This window comes from Peribacillus loiseleuriae, assembly GCF_001183985.1.
GTDB lineage: Bacteria > Bacillota > Bacilli > Bacillales > DSM-1321 > Peribacillus > Peribacillus loiseleuriae.
On sequence record NZ_LFZW01000001.1, the window covers coordinates 5,010,342 to 5,030,831 of the forward strand.

General features: G+C 38.7%; 20 protein-coding genes. 2 read left to right on the forward strand and 18 right to left on the reverse strand.

Annotated elements, in window-relative coordinates; genetic code table 11:
- Positions 1-10: 10 nt before the first annotated feature.
- The 17 genes from AC625_RS23160 to AC625_RS23245 all read right to left on the reverse strand — a co-directional run bounded on the left by AC625_RS23160 (position 11) and on the right by AC625_RS23245 (position 15,590).
- Complete coding sequence (locus AC625_RS23160) at positions 11-1,012, reverse strand: 5-oxoprolinase subunit C family protein (RefSeq protein WP_049683409.1); 1,002 nt, start codon at positions 1,010-1,012, stop codon at positions 11-13.
- Positions 996-1,715: a 5-oxoprolinase subunit PxpB gene (gene pxpB, locus AC625_RS23165; RefSeq protein ID WP_049683410.1), complete on the reverse strand. Its 720-nt coding sequence runs from the start codon at positions 1,713-1,715 to the stop codon at positions 996-998. Before pxpB ends, AC625_RS23160 begins: the two co-directional genes overlap by 17 nt.
- 88 nt (positions 1,716-1,803) lie before the next feature.
- The gene (gene msrB, locus AC625_RS23170) at positions 1,804-2,775 is read right to left on the reverse strand and encodes a peptide-methionine (R)-S-oxide reductase MsrB (RefSeq protein WP_425415470.1); all 972 of its coding nucleotides are present in this window, start codon (positions 2,773-2,775) and stop codon (positions 1,804-1,806) included.
- 220 nt (positions 2,776-2,995) lie between these two features.
- Entirely contained in the window at positions 2,996-4,174 is a 1,179-nt protein-coding gene (locus tag AC625_RS23175) for a NupC/NupG family nucleoside CNT transporter (protein WP_049683412.1), read from the reverse strand.
- A gap of 529 nt (positions 4,175-4,703) precedes the next feature.
- On the reverse strand, positions 4,704-5,432 hold the full coding sequence (locus AC625_RS23180; protein WP_049683413.1) for an amino acid ABC transporter ATP-binding protein: 729 nt from the start codon (positions 5,430-5,432) through the stop codon (positions 4,704-4,706).
- Positions 5,429-6,073: an amino acid ABC transporter permease gene (locus tag AC625_RS23185; RefSeq protein ID WP_049683414.1), complete on the reverse strand. Its 645-nt coding sequence runs from the start codon at positions 6,071-6,073 to the stop codon at positions 5,429-5,431. The genes AC625_RS23180 and AC625_RS23185 overlap by 4 nt, the downstream gene beginning before the upstream one ends.
- 66 nt (positions 6,074-6,139) lie before the next feature.
- On the reverse strand, positions 6,140-6,919 hold the full coding sequence (locus tag AC625_RS23190) for a transporter substrate-binding domain-containing protein (protein WP_049683415.1): 780 nt from the start codon (positions 6,917-6,919) through the stop codon (positions 6,140-6,142).
- Positions 6,920-7,617: 698 nt separating this feature from the next.
- Positions 7,618-9,234, reverse strand: coding sequence for a hypothetical protein (locus AC625_RS23195; protein ID WP_049683416.1), 1,617 nt, complete (start codon positions 9,232-9,234; stop codon positions 7,618-7,620).
- A complete protein-coding gene (locus tag AC625_RS23200) occupies positions 9,231-10,019 on the reverse strand; it encodes an ABC transporter ATP-binding protein (RefSeq protein ID WP_049683417.1) in 789 nt (262 codons plus the stop codon). Before AC625_RS23200 ends, AC625_RS23195 begins: the two co-directional genes overlap by 4 nt.
- A 471-nt stretch (positions 10,020-10,490) precedes the next feature.
- A complete protein-coding gene (locus AC625_RS23210; RefSeq protein ID WP_049683419.1) occupies positions 10,491-11,489 on the reverse strand; it encodes a DUF4097 family beta strand repeat-containing protein in 999 nt (332 codons plus the stop codon).
- On the reverse strand, positions 11,486-11,947 hold the full coding sequence (locus AC625_RS23215) for a hypothetical protein (protein ID WP_049683420.1): 462 nt from the start codon (positions 11,945-11,947) through the stop codon (positions 11,486-11,488). The genes AC625_RS23210 and AC625_RS23215 overlap by 4 nt, the downstream gene beginning before the upstream one ends.
- Positions 11,944-12,402 carry a zf-HC2 domain-containing protein gene (locus tag AC625_RS23220; RefSeq protein WP_049683421.1) on the reverse strand — a complete coding sequence of 153 codons (459 nt, stop codon included), beginning with the start codon at positions 12,400-12,402 and terminating at the stop codon, positions 11,944-11,946. Before AC625_RS23220 ends, AC625_RS23215 begins: the two co-directional genes overlap by 4 nt.
- A complete protein-coding gene (locus AC625_RS23225) occupies positions 12,402-12,944 on the reverse strand; it encodes an RNA polymerase sigma factor (RefSeq protein WP_049683422.1) in 543 nt (180 codons plus the stop codon). Before AC625_RS23225 ends, AC625_RS23220 begins: the two co-directional genes overlap by 1 nt.
- 154 nt (positions 12,945-13,098) lie before the next feature.
- Positions 13,099-13,557, reverse strand: coding sequence for a threonine/serine exporter family protein (locus AC625_RS23230; RefSeq protein ID WP_049683423.1), 459 nt, complete (start codon positions 13,555-13,557; stop codon positions 13,099-13,101).
- Between the two features lie 103 nt (positions 13,558-13,660).
- A complete protein-coding gene (locus tag AC625_RS23235; RefSeq protein WP_049683424.1) occupies positions 13,661-14,416 on the reverse strand; it encodes a threonine/serine exporter family protein in 756 nt (251 codons plus the stop codon).
- Positions 14,417-14,477: 61 nt separating this feature from the next.
- Entirely contained in the window at positions 14,478-14,729 is a 252-nt protein-coding gene (locus tag AC625_RS23240; protein WP_180320138.1) for a DUF4177 domain-containing protein, read from the reverse strand.
- 57 nt (positions 14,730-14,786) lie between these two features.
- Entirely contained in the window at positions 14,787-15,590 is an 804-nt protein-coding gene (locus tag AC625_RS23245; RefSeq protein ID WP_082191218.1) for an alpha/beta fold hydrolase, read from the reverse strand.
- Positions 15,591-15,852: 262 nt separating this feature from the next.
- On the opposite strand from AC625_RS23245, the gene AC625_RS23250 reads away from it, so the two are divergent.
- Positions 15,853-17,118: a dicarboxylate/amino acid:cation symporter gene (locus AC625_RS23250; RefSeq protein WP_049683427.1), complete on the forward strand. Its 1,266-nt coding sequence runs from the start codon at positions 15,853-15,855 to the stop codon at positions 17,116-17,118.
- Positions 17,119-17,314: 196 nt separating this feature from the next.
- Here the strand turns inward: AC625_RS23250 and AC625_RS23255 are convergent, their stop codons facing one another.
- Entirely contained in the window at positions 17,315-18,508 is a 1,194-nt protein-coding gene (locus tag AC625_RS23255) for a class I SAM-dependent rRNA methyltransferase (RefSeq protein ID WP_049683428.1), read from the reverse strand.
- 318 nt (positions 18,509-18,826) lie between these two features.
- Here AC625_RS23255 and gdhA point away from each other — a divergent pair, with 318 nt between their 5' ends.
- Complete coding sequence (gene gdhA, locus AC625_RS23260; protein ID WP_049683429.1) at positions 18,827-20,206, forward strand: NADP-specific glutamate dehydrogenase; 1,380 nt, start codon at positions 18,827-18,829, stop codon at positions 20,204-20,206.
- Positions 20,207-20,490 lie beyond the last annotated feature (284 nt).

A 20,490-nucleotide genomic window follows, 5' to 3' on the forward strand; every position in this document is an offset into this window, starting at 1 on the left:
TTTGTCCCTCCTATCCATGTAAAAGCGAGATACCTATTTTTAATTGTCTGATCCGCTCTTCTCTTTCCAAATACATCAATTGAGACTCTTTGAGCGAAATTAGTTTAAATTGTAGCTTGTCCCCTGGCTTTGCTTGGGCGATAATTGGCAAATCAACTGTTGCGATTTGAGCAATTTTTGGATAGCCGCCTGTTGTTTGCCGATCTGCCAATAAAACAATCGGGTTTCCCTCAGCTGGTACCTGGATAGATCCATTGCCCACCGCCTCGGAAACCATTTCTTCTGCAGTAGCTAAAGCCAGTGGTTCCCCTTTTAATCGGTAGCCCATCCGATCTGATTGCGAAGTCACCATGAACTCTTTTTGAAAAAAATCCTGTTTGCTTTCTTCTGTAAACCAGTGATATTGTCGACCCTTTATCACTCTGATTGGTGGTTTGCCCATATAGCAAGAAGAGAGAATCGGGTCTGCCATCCAAGTAGCTTCAATATAATCCCGTTCAGCTAACCTTTTCGATAATCGCTGAAAAATCCTTGTACTGCATTTACTCATTGGTTCTGACCTGAGAACATCACCAGCTTTTAACGCTCGCCCTTTAAAACCACCTATTCCTGCTCTTAAATAAGTGGAGTCGCTCCCCATAACCGTTGTAATTTGAAAACTTCCTGCTATCGCTAGATACGCGCGGCAGCCCGTTTTACACGGGCCGAATGATAGTGTGCTACCCTTGCTTACTAGAGTTGGGCGCCACAGGTCAATTGCACATCCATTAATTTTCGGAGATAAATTCCCTCCCGCAAGCGAGATAAGGGCTGTCTCAGTAAATTCAATAACTGGACCTATTAATGTAATCTCAAGCGCTGGTTTGCTTTCGTCATTTCCAACTAGAAGATTGGCGATTCGATGTGACAACTGATCCATCGCTCCGCTTGCAATAATCCCATATTTCTGAAAGCCATACCTTCCTAAATCCTGAACGGTTGTAAGAAGGCCTGGTTTAATTATTTTTATCATCCCTATCCTCCCATTCTATGTATTCCTGATACGTGATTTCTTTAAATGTGATCACATCCCCTGCCCGTAATAAGCTAGGTGGATTATTGAAAGGTCGAAATAATTGAACGGGTGAACGCCCTATGATCTGCCAGCCTCCAGGAGTTTCAATTGAGTAAATACCCGTTTGTTTACCTGCAATTCCAACAGAACCAGCAGGAATGGTTAAGCGAGGTGTTTCTTTCCTTGGCGTAGCAATCTTTTCAGACATTCCACCCATATATGGAAAACCAGGCGCGAACCCAATCATATGTATGTTGTAAGTCCTTGTTTTATGAATTCTAATGACCTCTTCAACGCTAAGTCCATTATGTCTAGCTACAAATTTCAAATCCGGACCTAGTTCACCTCCGTAGCAGACAGGAATCTCTATCAACCTTGGAAGCTGACCTTCTTCAAGCGATAATCCCTCAATTGCCTCTCTTAGCTCCTCACATGCCTGTTCATATGGGAAACAACCATCCTTAACAAGTTCATGATGCCCTATATCATATAACACAGTCACAGACGTAAATGCCGGGATATATTCAATCATCCACACAAATGGATATTGATCAAGAAAAGAAGCAATTGTACGCACTCTTTTCTGTATATCCGGAGAAATTGCAGTCCCCAACTCAATCATGATTCCATTGTCTCCAAATGGGTGTAATTGATAGTCCATGTTCCACCTCCAGCTAAAAAAGAATCGTTCTATTTTCTACCTATATTACTTTGAATCCCCTTGATACTTATCCTATCCATGTTACTCATTATTTCACATGAAATAACAGTAGCAAGTCACCGTAGCCTTCCTTTTTCATTCTCGCTTTCGGAATAAACCGCAAAGAAGCAGAGTTAATACAATAGCGGAGTCCCTTTGGACCAGGACCATCTTCAAAAACATGGCCTAAATGCGAGTCAGCTTCTTTACTCCGTACTTCTGTTCTTGTCATACGGTGACTTACGTCTATGTTTTCCTTCACATATCCGGAAAGAATCGGCTTAGTAAAACTTGGCCAACCGCAGCCGCTGTCATATTGATTGCTTGAACTAAATAAAGGCTCTCCTGAAACAATATCAACATAAATCCCTTCCTGCTTATTATCCCAATATTCATTTTCAAAAGGTGGTTCCGTGCCATTTTCTTGAGTCACAAAATACTGCATAGCAGACAATCGGTCCTTCAGCTCTGATTTATCCTTAGGCCAGTACTTCTTCAGAAAAAGTTCACGACCGCTTCCTTGTCGATATAAGGCGTATCGAAATGCATTCTTTTTGTAAAAATCCTGATGATATTCTTCTGCTCTAACGAAAATCTTAGCCTTTTGGATTGCAGTTACAATCGGTTCTTGAAACAGGCCACTTTCCGTTAATTGCACTTTAGACTTCTCAGCTTCTTGCTTTTGATGTTCATTATGATAAAAAATGACAGACCGATATGCTGGGCCTCTGTCAGAAAACTGCCCGACTGCATCCGTTGGATCGATCTGCTGCCAATATAGCTCTAATAATTTTGTATAGGATATATTGGCAGGATCATACGTAATCTGGACGGCTTCTACATGTCCAGTGGTGCCTGACTTCACTTGTTTATACGTAGGATTTGGTTCATGTCCTCCTGTATAACCGGAAACAACCTGAAGAATTCCCTCTATCTCATCAAAAGGAGAAACCATACACCAAAAACAACCACCAGCAAACGTTGCTAATTCTAATTCCCGTTTATCACCAAAATCATTCATCCGCATCACTCCTTGTTAATATTAGTGAAACTACCATCCGTGGGGTATTGCAATTTGTTAACTTGGAATAAAATACTCTACTCTGGTTCTTAGGTGTTGTCTCAAAAGAAAGAGGGCCCGACCAGGCAACAACTAAATACAGTATAAAGTATATATCACACTTTATACTGTATAGAGAGTTCAAGATCAGACCCTTATAAGACAACTCTACCACTTCAGATTATAGAATAAAGCTTACGATAATGGATGTTAATACACTAACTAAGGTTGCACCGTATAGAAGCTTCAAACCAAAGCGAGCAACAACGTTCCCTTGTTTTTCATGAAGGCCTTTGACAGCACCAGAAATGATACCAATTGAAGAGAAGTTCGCAAAGGAAACAAGGAATACAGAAATGATGCCAATTGATCTTTCACTTAAGCTAGAAGCTACATCGCCTAAAGAAAGCATCGCCACAAATTCGTTCGTAACCAATTTAGTCGCCATAATGCCACCAGCCATTACCGATTCTGAGGCAGGCACCCCCATTAGAATAGCAATTGGTGAGAAGACATATCCAATTAAACTTTGAAAGGAAATCCCGAAAATCATATCAAACAAACTATTCACGAGTGCCATTAGGGCAACAAAGCCAATTAACATCGCAGAAACAATAATCGCGACCTTGAAACCATCCATAATATATTCACCCAGCATTTCGAAGAAGCTTTGTTTATCCTCTTGAACAACGAGGATGTCTTCTTCTTCCGTCACTGTATATGGATTAATGATGGATGAAATAATGAAACCACCGAATAGGTTAATAACAACAGCCGTCACGACGTATTTCGGATCAACCATTGTCATATATGCCCCAACAATTGACATGGAGACTGTGGACATCGCTGATGCACATAATGTATATAGACGATGAGCAGGCAATTGACCGAGCTGTTTTTTTACAGTAATGAATACTTCAGATTGTCCAACAAGTGCAGATGCTACAGCATTGTATGATTCAAGCTTCCCCATGCCATTCACTTTACTAAGTGCCCATCCAATCCATTTCATTATGAAAGGAAGAACTTTAATATGCTGTAGAATTCCAATTAATGCAGAAATAAATACAATGGGAAGTAGAACATTTAGGAAAAAAGGAAATTCGCCTTTATTGGTAATTCCGCCAAAAACAAAGCTAATCCCTTCATTCGCAAAGCTTAATAACTTCGTAAACCCATTTGCAATTGCTTGAATGACATCAAGACCAATTTTAGTATTCAATAATACATAACTTAGGATTAATTGGATAATAATCATCAGGATTATAGGTCTAATTTTTACTTGTTTGCGATTGTTACTTGCAATCCAGGCAAGAGCAAGAACTACAATTAATCCTACGATTGAGATTAAATAATTCATTTGTTACCTCCACTAGGTAGTATTTTAAAGTTGAACGTCTGACTACTTATCATTCATATAAGTTTTCATTTACAACTTATATCATGCCCAAATACACAGTACATTTCCCATTAACGAAAACGTATTCAAAAATAAAATCATTCCAATTTCCCCTTGCGCATTGTACAAATGATAAGATCATTAAGCAAAATTGATTATAGCAAAAACATATTAGGCTAACAAGGTATACAAAATAAAGACTCCTTCTAATGGTGCAAATTCGATTTATTTTTTAGTTCTATTATTATAATCCCCATTTTAGTGTTTATTTCTCATAATTATTAGTAAAAATAATAAAATAATTTCGATTTACTAATTTTATTTAAATTATATTAGTATATAGAAACTGAAAAAATAGGAAGGTGGGTGTCCAAAGCAAAGAGTCTGACCCCGCAGCAACTAAATTCAGGATAAGATAAGTGTATAAAACACTTCATACTGATTTAGAGTGCGAGGTCAGACCCTAATGGGACGCCCCCTCCTTATGGATCTATAAAACTTTACTTAAAAATGATTGCGTCCGTACATGCTGTGGATGACTAAATAGTTCTTCAGGAACGTTTTCTTCCACCACATAGCCACCGTCCATGAACATGACTCTATCGCCTACTTCGCGGGCAAATCCCATCTCATGTGTGACAACAACCATCGTCATACCTTCTTTGGCAAGTTGTTTCATGACATCAAGTACATCGCCAACCATCTCTGGATCCAAAGCTGAAGTTGGTTCATCAAATAGCATAATTTTTGGATCCATCGCAAGCGCCCTTGCAATCGCGACCCGCTGCTTTTGCCCGCCAGAAAGCTGGGCTGGGTAGCTATCTGCCTTTTCTCTCAAGCCTACTTTATCTAGCAGCTCATACGCCCTTTTTTTCGCTGCATCTTTAGTTGTTAGCCGAACCTTCATCGGCGCCAGTGTGATATTTTCTAGCACCGTTTTATGCGGAAATAAGTTAAACTGTTGAAACACCATGCCGACTTCCTCACGTACTTTATTGATATTCACAGTACTACTTGAAATGATATGACCGTTCACAATGACTTCGCCATCAGTAATATCTTCAAGTCGATTCAAGCATCGTAAAAACGTGCTTTTCCCAGAACCAGACGGGCCGATCACACAAACCACTTCGGTTTCTTGAATAACCGTACTGATATCCTTTAAAACTTCAAGATTTCCAAATGACTTCTTTAAATGTCTCACTTGAATAATGCTCATCGTAATTCAAACCTCCTTTCTAAGAAATTGGCTAGTAGGGTTAATGCATAGATAATAATGAAATAGATAATTCCTACTATTAGCCAAATTTTAAAGGATTCGTAAGTCGCCGCCTGCTGGATTTGTCCACGCTGGGTTAAATCAGCAATGCCAATAATTGATAGCAGTGATGTATCCTTTAAACTAATAATTGATTGGTTTGTAAAGGTTGGGAGCATTCGTCGAAATGCCTGTGGGAGAACGATATATCGCATCGTTTGTGTACTTGTTAACCCAAGTGACCTCGCTGCCTCTGCTTGACCACTATCAATGGACTGAATGCCCGCCCTGATGATTTCAGCAAAGTAAGCTCCGGCATTAATGGCGACCGTTACGATCCCCGCAGTTGTTTTGTCCATCGAAATCCATGGTATTGTATTTAAGCCAAAATAAATGAAGAACAATTGTACGATGAATGGTGTTCCACGAATGGCATTTATATAGGATTTAGCAATCCAGTTTAAGGGTTTTATCGGCGCCAAACGTAGCAATGCCACGATTAATCCAATTATGAAACCTAAAATAAGAGCAATGATAAAGATATATAATGTAACCTTCAGCCCGTCCATTAAATAGGGCAGTGCATTCCTAACTACATCCATAAGGACTCCCCTTTCAAAAAAAGGGCACGAGTACATTCGTGCCCCGACCAACTACATATCCCTTGATTATTCATTCAAATATTTATTAACAATCTCATCGTATTTACCACTATCTTTCAAGTTAGCCAAGCCTTCATTCATTTTCTTTAGTAATTCGTCGTTTTTTCCTTTCAAAACAGCAATGCCGTATTCATCCCCGTTTAAACGATCACCGACGATTTCTAGGTCAAGAGTACTTTGGGCAATCGCATAGGCGATAACAGGATAGTCTTCAATTAAAACATCTGAATTTCCGTTCGCCACATCTTGGAACATCGCAGGACTATCATTGAATTGGACCAATTCAAAACCTATTTCTTCGGCTTTTTCTGTTGCGAATTTAGCTCCCGTTGTTCCCTTTTTCGCCGCTACCTTTTTACCTGCCAGATCCTCAATTGACTTAATACTTGTCTCCCCTTGCTTCACAACCATTGTCAAACCTGCTTTGAAATATGGATCTGTGAAATCTACGACTTTCTTCCGATCATCTGTAATACTCATTCCAGCAATTGCCACATCAAGCTGACCCGCCTGCATCGCAGGAATAATCCCACCGAAATCCATCGGTTTGAAATCTACTTTGAAATTTTGATCTTCAGCAATGGCATTAATGAGATCAATATCAATGCCTGTGTAGTCTCCATTTTTTTCTTCATATTCGAATGGTGGATATGTCGTATCAATTCCTACTCGATAGCTCTTGGCTTCGGCATCTCCTGCTCCAGCATTCCCAACCTCTTTTGTGCCACACGCAGCCAATACTAGCGCCACCACGAATAACAAACTCACTATCTTAAATGTTTTCATCAAACCATCCTCCCCATTTTTATTTAAGCCTTACTTAAGTGTAGTGATTATGTAACTTTCTTCCGTACAACATCTTAAAATACTTGTACCCCTTTCCTAATCATATAAAACTATGATTATTTATATTCACTGTTATTAGAATATTGCTTTAATTATTTATAGGCATAATCCTAAAATATAGGGGCAGAAGATGAATTAGCCATTCTATTTGGGACGCCACTTTTCTCACTTACCACCCCTGGAATCGTACCAAATCTCATTGTTGTAACACTCTTTTCTACAAGAAAAGTAACTAGCAAGAAATTTGATGAAATTCTCGTTAAAGAGCAATCGCCAAATAATCCCCACCTATAAACCAGACAGGGATTTGGCTATTAGTTAGATAACTTGCTAAAAACCATACAGGTGATTGGCAGAGTTGTTGATCAAGGAAGTAGTTGGTCTAAAGCATTTTCATCTGTCTCATACAGGAATAAAGTAAACAATTTAACAGTACAGAGAAAAACCCGAAACGGTAATTAAGCTTCGGGTTTTTGTGTAAAGGAATAGGAGCTTTGCGCCATTACCTTATACGGGAACCAATTAAATTGAAACATCTATACAATTGCAGAGATTCTCCGTCAACTTCTGGGAGTTGGTCTCCCAATTTTAAATAGATCTTCCTTCGTAGAGTAACCTTTTAACGACACGCTGTTCCTTCAATTGATTTTTCTCCACATCAGTGCATTCGCAAAGAATAGGACAATAAGATACATATACACGCCATAATCCCACAAACGGATGGCCAAATAATGCACACCCATTAACAGTACAATCAGGATCAAACTAAGAAAGGTCTTAACGCCTTGCGATTGCTGGACCGTATCCATCGGTTCTGAGAAAGGGAGGGATGGAGTAAACAGTTGAAAACAAAGTACAGTCAAAAAACTAAAGGCTAGTAATACCGCAAATAGATCCGGGATAATCCTACCCCCGTACAATATAGTAAAAAGGACACCTTCAAACAGCATAGTTGGCACTACATAATTCATTAACACTGCCTTAAGTGTACCTGTTTTCAGAGCGGACAAATCGCCAAGCGGTGCCACTTTATAAATCCAAGCGCCTTTATAGTTAGATGAATGCTGGACCATCAGGACTAAAGTCGGAATCATTAGTCCTGAGAAGTAAATAATGATATAACTATTATTAGCCGTAATCTCGCTCAGATTACTTTCCCGAAGAAAGCTGAATAGAATGATAAAGGGAATGACAATCGACATGCCCAAGATTGGATAAACCTTCAGTTTAAATTCACGCTCATTCTTCATCATCTTATGGGCAAACTGATAAAAGATTCTCTCTTCACGGCTTTGGCAAATCCATTTTCCACCCCGTGAAAATAAACTTTTTGTACTCTTCCTTTTTGGTATTTGTACACTCGACAATTTTTGAAGATTATGTTCAAAGGTTGGAAGTAATTTAAGATAATAGAAAATAGCTAGAATTGGCACAGCAATCGAGAATAGTGTGAGCATTAAATACATACGATCCATGCCATTCATTACATATTCGAATGCAGCGCCATACCAAATTGGAATGATCAAATAATGCCACCAAGACAAGTTAAACACAATCTCCAAATCGACAAATTCAAACACCCTTACTAAAACTTGATAGCCAATAGCCATCCCTAATGACAACATAATCTGAAAGTAATTAATTACGTCTTTCAGCTTTTCTCCATCAAAAAAGCGAAGTACAAACATATATAATAGAGCTGTTAATACAACAATTAAAATATTTACAAATATGAGCTCTATAATAAAAAGAATGAAGAAAAGAAAACCATGCTTGAATAAGGACACGATTAGCGCTGGCCCGGAAAAAGCAATAGTTAAATAAAACATATAAATTGTCACGTGAATCGCTTTCGCCAATCCTAGTGTCCGGCTGTTTACCGGCTTCGTTAGAATCATTCCTTTATCTCTTGTATCCAGCAAAACTGTCGAAAAGTCAGAAACAACAGACATCATGACCATGAACATTAATACGCCGAAATAGAGACTCATTTGGAATAGAAAATGATCACCGAACACAATAAAGATGATCATAAAACAGCCTATGATTAGGTATATCCAAAGTGATTGAATAAACTGATTTGAATCATTTCTTTGTTTCTTCTTATTCCTTTGCCCAATGATCGCAGGGGCCTTCCGACTGTCCATCAGTAATTTCACTTGAAGAATCTTCCTCATAATTGGATAATCAATACCGAACTTCGCAAACAACCATCTTAACCGATCCAATAACAACAATATTTTAAAATCCTTCATTCGTGAACCTCTTGGAAGCTTGAAACAAACTCCATGGCAATATCTTTATGTTCATTAAAGCCGGTAAGCTGATTGAAAATCTGCTCTAATGATCCTTCCTTATTGCTGTGCTGCAGTTCAGAGAATGTTCCATCTGCGATAATTTGTCCTTTATTAATCAAAATAATACGGTCACTGATTTTTTCAACAACATCCATAATATGTGATGAATAGAATATCGTCTTCCCCTGACTTGCGAGTAAAGACATAATTTCTTTCACAACCATCACGCTATTCGCGTCGAGCCCGCTCAATGGTTCATCTAAAAAGAGAAGATCTGGATTATGCAGCATACTAGATATCAGCATCACCTTTTGCTTCATTCCTTTTGAATAAGAAGCAATTCTACTATCGTATACATCCTTGATCCCAAAGCATTCTGCCATCTTAAAGGCCCTAGTATCCGCTGTCTGGAAATCAAGTCCATACAGTTCACCAATAAATGTAAGGTATTCACGTGCTGTCAAATTATCGTATATATCTACGACCTCAGGAACATAGCCAATTCTTTTTTTATATGAAATATCTCCATCTGCAATGTCACGACCAAAGATCTCCATACTGCCGCTATAGTCTTCAATCAACCCCAGCATAAGCTTGACGGTCGTACTCTTCCCCGCTCCATTCGGGCCAATATACCCGATAATTTGCCCCTCATAGACTTCAAGATCAATTCCATTCAACACATCTACACCGCTATAATTCTTTCTTACGTTATTCATTCGAATGACAGGACTTCTTTCCATCAATTAATCACCACATTCCCCAATAGTTATATTATCATCCTAACATATACTGGTAAATTATTGAGAGTTCTATTTGAACTTTACAAAAATAAGAGTGGTGAACTCCCCTTCCACAGCTACTCTCTAATTTTTCGTGACAATAATCTGTCACAGGCAAAATAGAATGAATTCTACTTGTATACTCTATGAAAGTTTCTCCCATAATTGGCCTTTCAGGAGGAACCAATACGCACAGGATCTAAAAAGACAGATTATAAGTGGAATGGGGAGTTCCCATGACAAAAACGATATGGTCCCTAGCGTTGATAAAAATGACCCAAGGAATAAAGATGGTGTAAAGTACAATATCCCAGATCCGGAAATTTATATTGAATATTATGAATCTTCATTTCTAGCTCATTGATTTCTCTTGGGCATAAGCCAATGAAAGGACAAAAAAGAAGAGGTTTCTCACCCCTTCACAGTCAACCTTTAATTTTTCGTAACAATGACATTCCCATTTTCTGCTGCCAGCATTATAGAATGAATTCCACTGCCAAGCTTCGCCGTTCCTTGTCTTTTTTCTTCCGATTCGTTTACTGGAGCTGAAATTTTCCAGTTAATATTCCCTTTGATTTCACCATAATTTGTGGAGGCATCCAGTGTAATTGGTTGATCCTGTAAAATACTCCAGACAATATCTCCGCTAGATGATTCAATGATTGAACTTCCAGTAAGAAAACTATCTGTCAGCATCACGTCTCCCCCATGAGTCTGCGCAAACAATGTACCGGTATAGGCATTCACAGTGATATCTCCATTAGACGTTTGTAGCTTTGCTGGTGCATGGATATTATCAATCCCGATAGAGCCCTTGCCTACATCTACTTTCACTACCGCCTGCTTTGGCACAGATATATGCAGGCGTCCTGTTATTCTAGTCATATCATTTAGTTCAAATTCAGAATCTATCAAATCCAGATACACTTTATTTCCAATTTGTTTCAGCGAAAACTGCTCGTCTACTTTATTCTTTAGCTGTTTATCGTTTCTTACATTTGCACTCAATTTTCCTTCTATCTTAACTTTCTGTTCATCAGTCCCTGTTATAAATACATCTTCACTGGGCAGCGAAATAACCACTTCCTCTATCGTAGAAGAAAGTGCAAGCTCTTCTTGCATGTTATAGGTAGAAGGCTGGAAGCTAAATCCCAGCTCATCCATGGCCGCTTTTCCGAAACTGAAGACTAAGGATGCCCCACCAATTAGTATTAGTAATATAATACTAAGCCAGTGGATACCTAGTTTTTGATCTTTTCTAAAAAAGTGAAGAATGAGAATTTCCACGCCAAGTAAAATACAAATGATTGGCCATGAATAGACTAGTACTTTTGCAAAAGGAATGGATAAGAAGGATTGCATAAGCCACAGCAACCCAATTACGATTAAAAGAATGCCCGCAGTAATCGAACCAATCTTCCAATTCCTCATTGTGTTTCCTCTTTTCTGCCGCGAAGAAGCTTAGACCCAAACCCAATTAAGATTGACGCCAAGACAATCTGTTGCAGGAAATTATAAGGTATATATTGGGTAAGTCCGCTTGGAAGCCAGTTCATGAACATTTGCATGAAACTTATTAGACCGACTACGATCAGGATCCATCCGATTACGTTCTTCTTCCCTTGAAGAACATCCCAGTGAAATAGCATTTCGTCGTCTCTTTCACCGGTTTCAATAATCGTGCGATAATGATTTAATGCGTCATAATACGCATAGAAAACAAGCACTGGCAGGAATATGGCAAGACCACCGAATAATTGAGCGGTAATGAACACTCCCCCGAAAAATAACAACATTAATTGCAGGCCTCTATTCATCAATCCTAGATAAAATTGCCCAAGTCCCGGCAAGATTGATAGGATATATATCCATTTCTTTGGCTGTTTCATTTATTCTCCCCTCCAGTTTTTGACTGTATTTTCAAGTTAATTTTATTCAGAGAACTCATTCCTTTTTCTAAAGAATGATTAGCTTGTTCTACTGTTACGGACGAAATCCCTATCACATGATCAGAGGTATCAATGATATAATCAACAATTTTCAGCTGAGAAAATAGGATTGTTGCCGCTGCCGCAAGGATAAAGTCGAGATAGGTACTACGTTTGTTTTTCCGTACAAATTTTTGCTTTTCCGTTTTCTCAATCTCGCTCATAACATCAAGCGTTACATCAACGGATAGCTCAAGAGATGGCTCATTCCATTCATTCGTTAATTCTTCAATTACAATGAACTCTCCCTTACACTGACTACAACCGATTAAATGATTTTCTAGATTTTCTATTTCTTTGCCGGAGAGTTCATTCTGTATATACGCGATAAGTTGTTCTTCGGTGATGTGCTTCATCAAAGTTCCTCTCCCTTCCCTTGTTTTTTCATGATAAGTTTGGCTCGATATAGTCTAGATTCCACGGTTTTGACCGCAACATTTAATGTAGAGGCTATTTCACGATAAGATTGCTGCCGAAAGTAATAAAGATGGACCACTTCCTTATATGTATCTGGGAGTTTTTCCATATAGGCACGTGCAAGTTCTTTGTCTTCTTTTTGAAGAAGTAGATCTTCCGGTGTAGCCCCGAAAGGAATGTCATAAAGATTTGCCTCCCCTTCACAGGCTACTTGTCTAATCTGCTTGCGCCGATAATCAAGAGTCTTACTCATCGCAATCTTATAGATCCATGTAGAAAGACTGGAATCACCTTTGAACTGAGAAAGAGAACGATACAGCTGAAGAAATACTTCCTGGGTGATATCTTCAGCATCTTTGGTACTTTTACTTACTTTATACGCAATTGCAAACACCCTAACCTGATAACGGGATATCAGCTCACGATACTGATCCTGTTCTCCGGCTACGATTCTCTTTATAAGCTGTTCATCCTTCTCCACCTGTATCACCTCTTTTCTCTCTATTTATTTAGACGTACAATCATGTAAATCCCCTGCAAGTTTTTTAAAAAACTTTTAAAGAATAAAAAAAAGACCGAAATAAATTCAGCCGTTTTCTATATAGAGGGATCTATTTATTCATACAATAGGAATTTCAATCCCCTTCTAAAGTACCTGTTAATTTCCTTCGTTTGATAAATTTTTGGTGTAACTGATTGATCACTTCTGAGAACAGTAAGCCCATCGCAATAGCTCCTGAAAGCATGATAACCTTGGCTGCAAGTTGAATCGCGATGTTATAATCATTTTCAACAAAATGACGCATGGCGTCATACGATAACCCGCCTGGAACAAGCGGAATAATCCCTGCCACACTAAATATAATAACCGGCATTTTGTACAACTTTGCAAAGAACTGACTGATAATAGCCACAATTAATGAGGCCACGAGTGTAGCCATAATGCTACTAACATCCCTGGAATAAAGCATATAATAGACAAACCACCCCGCCATTCCAATGAAGCCGCATTTCACTAAAGATCCCTTTGGAGCGTTAAAAATAACCCCAAATGCTGCTGACGCAATAAAACTCGTAATAAGCTGTGTAATCATTTACGTCTCCCTCGTAGTATTAGTGCGTGTTCAAAAAGGAGGATAAAAAGAGCCTCGAAGCAATTCGCAAGTTTTTTTACCGGAGTTTTTGAACCAACCTCTATTACAAAAATATTAAGGCAACCGCAATCCCTGACCCGATTGCTGACGCTGTCAAAAACGCTTCCGCTCCTTTAGCAATTCCCGATACTAGATGGCCGGTAATTAAATCTCTCACTGCATTTGTAATGAGGAGACCAGGTACAAGCGGCATAACTGCTCCAATAATAATTTTATCTACATATGTACCCAAGTTATAGGAAACGGCGATAAACGCAAAGGTTCCAATGATTAAAGATGCAATAAATTCAGCAAAAAATTTAATCTCTAGCAGTTTGTGCAGATAAACAAGAGCTGAAAAGCCAAGACCTCCAGCAAAGCATGCTACCAAGAAGTCCGTCCACAGCCCCTGATACATAATCATAAAGCAGCCGCTTGCAATAAACGCAGCAAAGATCTGAAGCCATTTCGGATAAGCAAGATTTGAAACCTCTATTTCCTTTAACTTTACCAACGCTTCTTTCGCTGTTAGTTCACCGCTACTTATTTGCCGGGAAATACTATTTACATTCGTTACTTTACGCAGATCTGTGGAGCGTTCTGAAATCCGAATCAACTTTGTCGGATCGTTTCCATCCATTGAAAAAATAATGCCCGTGGGTGTCACAAATGAATGAGACGAGCGGATTCCGTATGAAGCAGCAATTCGAGTCATCGTATCTTCAACCCGATACGTTTCTGCACCGCTACTGAGCATAATCTTCCCTGCCAATAAACAGACCTCAATAATCTCGTAAGTGGTCGTTGTCCTTATTTCCATCTACATCTCTCCAAAACCTAGTTTCCTTTATAGTATCGTTATTTTCATGAAAATCAAATGGCTAGATCGTAGAAAACAAAAGAATCATACTTAAGCCTGTAGTAAAGGGAACAACAGCAGCAGTACCAGATATTCCCTGAGTAAAAGGCGAAATCGCCTTCCATCCCTCTGCACCTAATTCATTTAATACTACATCATTTTCCAAATTGGTTTTAAAAAAGCCTCTGCTTTCAAGTTTACTTGTTTTGTATTCATATTTAATCATTTTTCCACCATCTACCTTTATTACGATAATTCCAGTAAAAGAATTCATAAATAGATGCATTCGACGTAAAAAAGCATGATAGGATAATCATGCTCTTTGTATCAGCTATTCTGTTTGTATAAATCGATCAACTACCTCGTTAAACCTTTCTGTTTCTTCTAAAAATGGACAGTGACAGCTGTTTTCAAATATTTCAAGTTGTGAACCTGATATATTTTCCTTCAGATGTTCACCAGCTGCAACAGGAATAACTTTTTCTTCTCGGCCAAAGCAAAGCAGTGTAGGTACGGTGATACTTGGCAAAAAACCCCGGTAATCGACAATCGACTGATCAAATAAAATGGCACTCGCAATAGATTCAGGCATTTTTGTTACCTCTTCAAGCATCCAGGCTACCTCATCTGGTTTCAATTCATCTTTAAACATAGAAGTTAGGAACCCTGTCAAAAACTCTGAACGATTCGTCTGGATTTCCGTCATAAAGGCACTTAATGTCGCAATATCGAAGGCTCCAATGTCAAAGTCAGGCCATTTAAAATCCGAAGCTAGCTCATCTACTATGATGGTTGAATGAATATTTTCTGACCCAAACTGCCTTATATAATCCCATACGACGAAAGCACCCATCGACCAGCCAACGAGCACAACATCCTTTAAATCCAATTTTTCAATACATGCATGCAAATCCTTGGCATACGTCGCTACTGTATTTCCATGGTGAACATGTGAAGAACGTCCATGGCTTCGAAAGTCTAGAAGGATAGAGCGATAATTCTCTGCAAAATAAGACAGCTGCTTTTCAAAAAAGCGGCTGCTCATCCATACACCATGCAGGAAAATTACCGGTCTTCCAGTCCCTTTTTCTTCATAATAGATGTCAATCCCTTGCTCAACCGTTACATAAGCCATCAAAACCCTCCCATTCTGTGGAAAAGGGGTGGGGCTTCGCAAAATCAGCTCCGCACCGCCACCTTCATTAGGTGATACAATCTGAGAATCTGAACCTTTTTCATCGTTAAGTTGAGAGCAGACGCTCATGGATATTTTTTATTAATAAATTGGACAGAGCTTACTACAGTCCTTCAAAAAATTGACTGCAAAACTGTATTTTACATATAATAATAAACTCTATGTATCTATATCATTTTTCATGAAAGAAGGATTAGATGTTTTGAAAAAATTTTTATCCAATTATAAATCATCACTTACGTTACTTATCGCAATTATCATTGGTGGTATTGCTGGAGTTGTATTCGGAACAAAGACATCTGTTATACAACCATTAGGTGACTTGTTTCTTAACCTCATGTTCATGATGATTGTCCCTCTCGTATTCTTTAGCATAGCTGCCATCGCGAATATGGGCGGTATGCAACGCCTTGGTAGGATTATGGGGAGTATTGTCATTGTCTTCCTTGGGACTGCAATTATTTCTGCTCTTCTTGCTTTTATAGGAACAAGTATTGTCAATCCATTAGAGGGCACTGATACTTCTGCTATTAAAAGTTTAATGGAGCAAGCGGAAAAACCAGAAACTTCATTAGAAAATATCTCCGTGCTCGGGCAGCTTGTAAATACCTTTACCGTTTCCGATTTTTCTTTATTGTTATCGCGAAGCAATATGCTTCAACTAATTGTTTTCTCTGTTCTTTTCGGCCTTGCTACAGCATTAGCTGGTGAAGTGGCCAAGCCAGTCGCTGCATTTCTAACGGGCGAAACAGCGGTTATGATGAAAATGGTCAAAATGGTGATGTATTATGCTCCCATTGGCCTTGGCGCTTATTTTGCCGCGGTGATTGGTCAACTCGGACCACATATTCTTGAAGGATATGCCAGAGGATTTGTTCTTTATCTCTTATTAACCCTCGTGTACTACTTCGGATTCTTCACTTTATATGCTTATCTTGCAGGACGTAGTGAAGGTGTTAAGATTTTCTGGAAAAATGCATTTACACCATCCATCACAGCGATCGCTACCTGTTCAAGTGCTGCCAGTATTCCGGCGAATCTCGAATCTACTCGTAAGATGGGCGTACCAAAGGATATCGCTGAAACGGTGATCCCACTTGGTGCAAACATGCACAAGGACGGCTCGGTATTTGGTGGTGTATTGAAAATCGTCTTCTTATTTACTTTGTTTGGCAAAGACGTGACAAGCCCGTCAAACATCTTAAGTATTATTGCAGTCTCTTTCTTAGTCGGAGCAGTAATGGGTGCAATTCCTGGAGGTGGCATGATTGGCGAAATGTTGATTCTTAGCATTTTTGGCTTTCCACCAAGCGTTCTGCCGATTATCGCTGTAATTAGTACGATTATTGATGCTCCAGCGACCCTGTTAAACTCTACGGGAAATACAGTATGTGCCATGATGGTCACACGACTCGTTGAAGGGGAAAATTGGTTGAAGAGGTCTATTTCTAGAAGTGAAATCGTATAACTTTATAGAGATCAGATTATTGAGGTGTCTGGCTTTTTCTCGCTAAAGTGACAAATTGTTTCACGTGAAACGGGGTTGTCCTGAAAGGGTCTGGCCTCACACTATATACACCGTTTATTGTTTCATTTACTCGTATTATAAACGATATAATATAGGAGTCTAACCCTTTCGTTATCGGACAGCACCATTTTAGTTATCACTTCAGCTTTCTAATGAAAACAACCTTTAAATAATTTCCTTCTTTGAATTCCTCAATCGTTTTAAAATCATCCGGTAACGAAAATTGTTTTTCTATTTTATAGTTAAAACCACTTTCTTTAAATGCTGCATCAATGAAACCTTTGAATTTTTTCATATCAAAAGTGCTACTGTTGGTAGAGGCTACTATAACTCCATCATCCTCTGTGATTGCGATTGTATCCTTTAATAGATTCTTGTAATCCTTGGCTGCACTAAAAGTAAATTTCTTTGATTTAGCAAAGCTTGGTGGGTCGAGGATCACCATATCAAACGTTAGGTTCTTCTTGATTGCATATTTAAAATAATTGAACACATCCATTACAACAATATTCTGCTCGATGGGATCAATACTGTTCACACTAAATTGCTCGCTCGTTTTTGGCAGGCTGCGATTGGCAAGGTCAACACTTGTTGTTTTAATCGCTCCACCCAGTGCTGCAAAAACAGAGAAAGCTCCTGTATAAGAAAACATATTCAGCACCGTTTTCCCTTTTGCATATGTATCACGAATGGTTTTTCTGATTTCTCGTTGATCAAGGAATACACCAACCATAGCTCCATCATTTAAATACACAGCAAAATTCACAGCATTTTCTTTGACTATCAGTGGAAATTCAGGCGCTTCTCCCATGACGAAATCATCTTCATCCATATACTGCCCCTTTGTATCGAAGCGTTTCTTCTGATACACTGATTTAACCACCACACTATTAAGCAAAGCTTTCAGCACAAGCTCTTTAAATGAGTAAATTCCCGCACTATACCAACTCAACACAAAATGACCATCATAATAGTCAATAATTAGGCCACCAATTCCATCTCCTTCGCCATTAAAGATACGAAAAGCTGTCGTATCAGGGTCTTCAAAAAACGGTTTTCTTAACGCAATCGCCTTTTGCAGCTTTTTATCAAAAAAAGACTGGTTCACTTCTTCCGACTCGCTATGCGTAAGAATCCAGCCAATTCCTTTGTTTTGAATGCCATAATACCCTTTACCTAGAAATTTCCCTTTCTCATCTGTTACTCTGATGATCTTTCCCTCTTCCTGAAGATCTTGGCTGTTTATCACAGCATCTTTTTCAATTAACGGATATCCCTTAGCCATCTTATTGATGAAGTTGTTTTTTATTTTTATATTCATTTGTAACATCCTTTAAAATAATTTTCACGCTTCATTCTATCATCTCATGCATTATAGGAAAAATGCAAAAGGGTTCATTTAAGTTTACACCAGCTACTTATTTAGAGGCTGTAACAATGAGCGTGATCAAAATAGTCCTTCTCAGTCCTTTGTAACATGATGAGAAAAAGTGCAGGGTGAAGCATTTTTTTCGAGCATTCAACTTGTCATCTAATTCTTTCATCTCAAAAAGGCATGATTATTATCTATTATTCAGATTGTTAAGGTTAATTGTAAGAGATAAAATGTAATTAAATCAAAATTAAACTATTCAAGGAGTGATACATCATGGTGGTTCAAGAGCCATTACAAGGTCAATTACAAGCAGCTGAAGAATATGTAAACAACGTATATGAGCTTGTTAAACAGCGCAATCCGCATGAGTCTGAATTTCATCAGGCCGTTAAAGAAATCTTCCTCTCTCTTACTACAGTATTCGCAAAATACCCACAATATATTGAACATAACATACTTGAAAGAATTGTAGAACCTGAGCGAATGATTACCTTTAGAGTACCATGGGTTGATGATAAGGGAAAAGTTCAAGTGAATCGTGGTTTCCGCGTTCAATTTAATAGTGCAATCGGTCCATACAAAGGCGGACTTAGGTTTCACCCGACTGTGAACGCAAGCATTATTAAATTTCTAGGCTTTGAGCAAATTCTAAAAAACTCCCTTACAGGTCAAGCAATAGGTGGCGGTAAAGGCGGTTCTGACTTTGATCCGAAAGGAAAATCAGATCTTGAAGTGATGCGCTTTACACAAAGCTTCATGACAGAGCTTTATCGCCATATCGGTCCTGATATTGATGTTCCAGCAGGGGACATCGGCGTAGGGGCAAGAGAAATCGGCTACTTATTCGGGCAATACAAACGCATCCGCGGTAGTTATGAAGCTGGTATACTGACTGGCAAAGGAATTGGCTATGGAGGTAGTCTTGCCAGAACAGAAGCAACTGGATATGGTGTCGTTTACTTCGTACAAGAAATGCTACAGAGCAAAGGTTTGAGCTTTGAAGGCAGTACTGTGACAGTGTCAGGATCAGGTAATGTATCGATTTACGCAATTGAAAAAGCCGTTGAGCTTGGAGCGAAAGTTGTTGCGTGCAGTGATTCGAATGGATATATTTACGATGAAAAGGGCATTGATTTAGCTACTTTGAAACAACTGAAAGAAGTCGAAAGAAAACGACTTAGCGAATACACAGACATTCATCCGCACGCTATGTACTTTGAAGGTAGCAAGGGCATCTGGACTGTACCTTGCGATATTGCCCTACCATGTGCCACGCAAAATGAATTGGATGAATATGATGCAGAGATCCTTATTTCAAATCGAGTAAAAGCAATTGGAGAAGGAGCAAATATGCCTTCTACATTAGAGGCAATCGACCTCTTCCACAATAATGAAGTGCTCTTTGCTCCAGCAAAAGCTGCAAACGCTGGTGGAGTAGCTGTATCTTCTTTAGAAATGGCACAGAATAGTTCACGAATTTCTTGGACATTTGAAGAAGTTGATGCAAAACTGCAAACGATTATGAAAAACATTTATGAAAATAGCTTAAAAGCATCAGAAGAATTCGGTGAACCAGGAAATCTAGTCATTGGATCAAACATCGCTGGCTTTATTAAAGTTGCGGACAATATGATTGCACAAGGTGTTATCTAATACGAAACCATTTATGTTACAAAGAGGGTGTCCCATTATGAAATGGTGACACCCTCTTTCTTTATTTGAAGCCCAACCTGTTTAAAAAGGTTCATATAGTTTTTGGGTTAAAAATAGCAAAACTAGATTGATAACAATAAAAGAAGCGAATCGATTCATTTATTCATGTCAAAATGAAGTTGAGATCAATAATATGACGAAAAGGTCAGTCCCCACATCCACTATATTACGTTTAAGGCGTGAACATGACACAATAAACGGTGTTATAGAGCGTGAGGTCTAAC

What these genes read in the sequence shown, in the direction of transcription:
- AC625_RS23235 (WP_049683424.1), bottom strand. Translation starts at nt 14,416, where the DNA reads ATGGAAATAAGGACAACGACCACTTACGAGATTATTGAGGTCTGTTTA.
- msrB (WP_425415470.1), bottom strand. Translation starts at nt 2,775, where the DNA reads ATGAATGATTTTGGTGATAAACGGGAATTAGAATTAGCAACGTTTGCT.
- AC625_RS23195 (WP_049683416.1), bottom strand. Translation starts at nt 9,234, where the DNA reads ATGAAGGATTTTAAAATATTGTTGTTATTGGATCGGTTAAGATGGTTG.
- AC625_RS23245 (WP_082191218.1), bottom strand. Translation starts at nt 15,590, where the DNA reads ATGGCTTATGTAACGGTTGAGCAAGGGATTGACATCTATTATGAAGAA.
- AC625_RS23230 (WP_049683423.1), bottom strand. Translation starts at nt 13,557, where the DNA reads ATGATTACACAGCTTATTACGAGTTTTATTGCGTCAGCAGCATTTGGG.
- AC625_RS23210 (WP_049683419.1), bottom strand. Translation starts at nt 11,489, where the DNA reads ATGAGGAATTGGAAGATTGGTTCGATTACTGCGGGCATTCTTTTAATC.
- AC625_RS23185 (WP_049683414.1), bottom strand. Translation starts at nt 6,073, where the DNA reads ATGGATGTAGTTAGGAATGCACTGCCCTATTTAATGGACGGGCTGAAG.
- gdhA (WP_049683429.1), top strand. Translation starts at nt 18,827, where the DNA reads ATGGTGGTTCAAGAGCCATTACAAGGTCAATTACAAGCAGCTGAAGAA.
- AC625_RS23240 (WP_180320138.1), bottom strand. Translation starts at nt 14,729, where the DNA reads ATGAATTCTTTTACTGGAATTATCGTAATAAAGGTAGATGGTGGAAAA.
- AC625_RS23175 (WP_049683412.1), bottom strand. Translation starts at nt 4,174, where the DNA reads ATGAATTATTTAATCTCAATCGTAGGATTAATTGTAGTTCTTGCTCTT.
- AC625_RS23160 (WP_049683409.1), bottom strand. Translation starts at nt 1,012, where the DNA reads ATGATAAAAATAATTAAACCAGGCCTTCTTACAACCGTTCAGGATTTA.
- AC625_RS23220 (WP_049683421.1), bottom strand. Translation starts at nt 12,402, where the DNA reads ATGAAGCACATCACCGAAGAACAACTTATCGCGTATATACAGAATGAA.
- AC625_RS23200 (WP_049683417.1), bottom strand. Translation starts at nt 10,019, where the DNA reads ATGGAAAGAAGTCCTGTCATTCGAATGAATAACGTAAGAAAGAATTAT.
- AC625_RS23180 (WP_049683413.1), bottom strand. Translation starts at nt 5,432, where the DNA reads ATGAGCATTATTCAAGTGAGACATTTAAAGAAGTCATTTGGAAATCTT.
- pxpB (WP_049683410.1), bottom strand. Translation starts at nt 1,715, where the DNA reads ATGGACTATCAATTACACCCATTTGGAGACAATGGAATCATGATTGAG.
- AC625_RS23215 (WP_049683420.1), bottom strand. Translation starts at nt 11,947, where the DNA reads ATGAAACAGCCAAAGAAATGGATATATATCCTATCAATCTTGCCGGGA.
- AC625_RS23255 (WP_049683428.1), bottom strand. Translation starts at nt 18,508, where the DNA reads ATGTTACAAATGAATATAAAAATAAAAAACAACTTCATCAATAAGATG.
- AC625_RS23190 (WP_049683415.1), bottom strand. Translation starts at nt 6,919, where the DNA reads ATGAAAACATTTAAGATAGTGAGTTTGTTATTCGTGGTGGCGCTAGTA.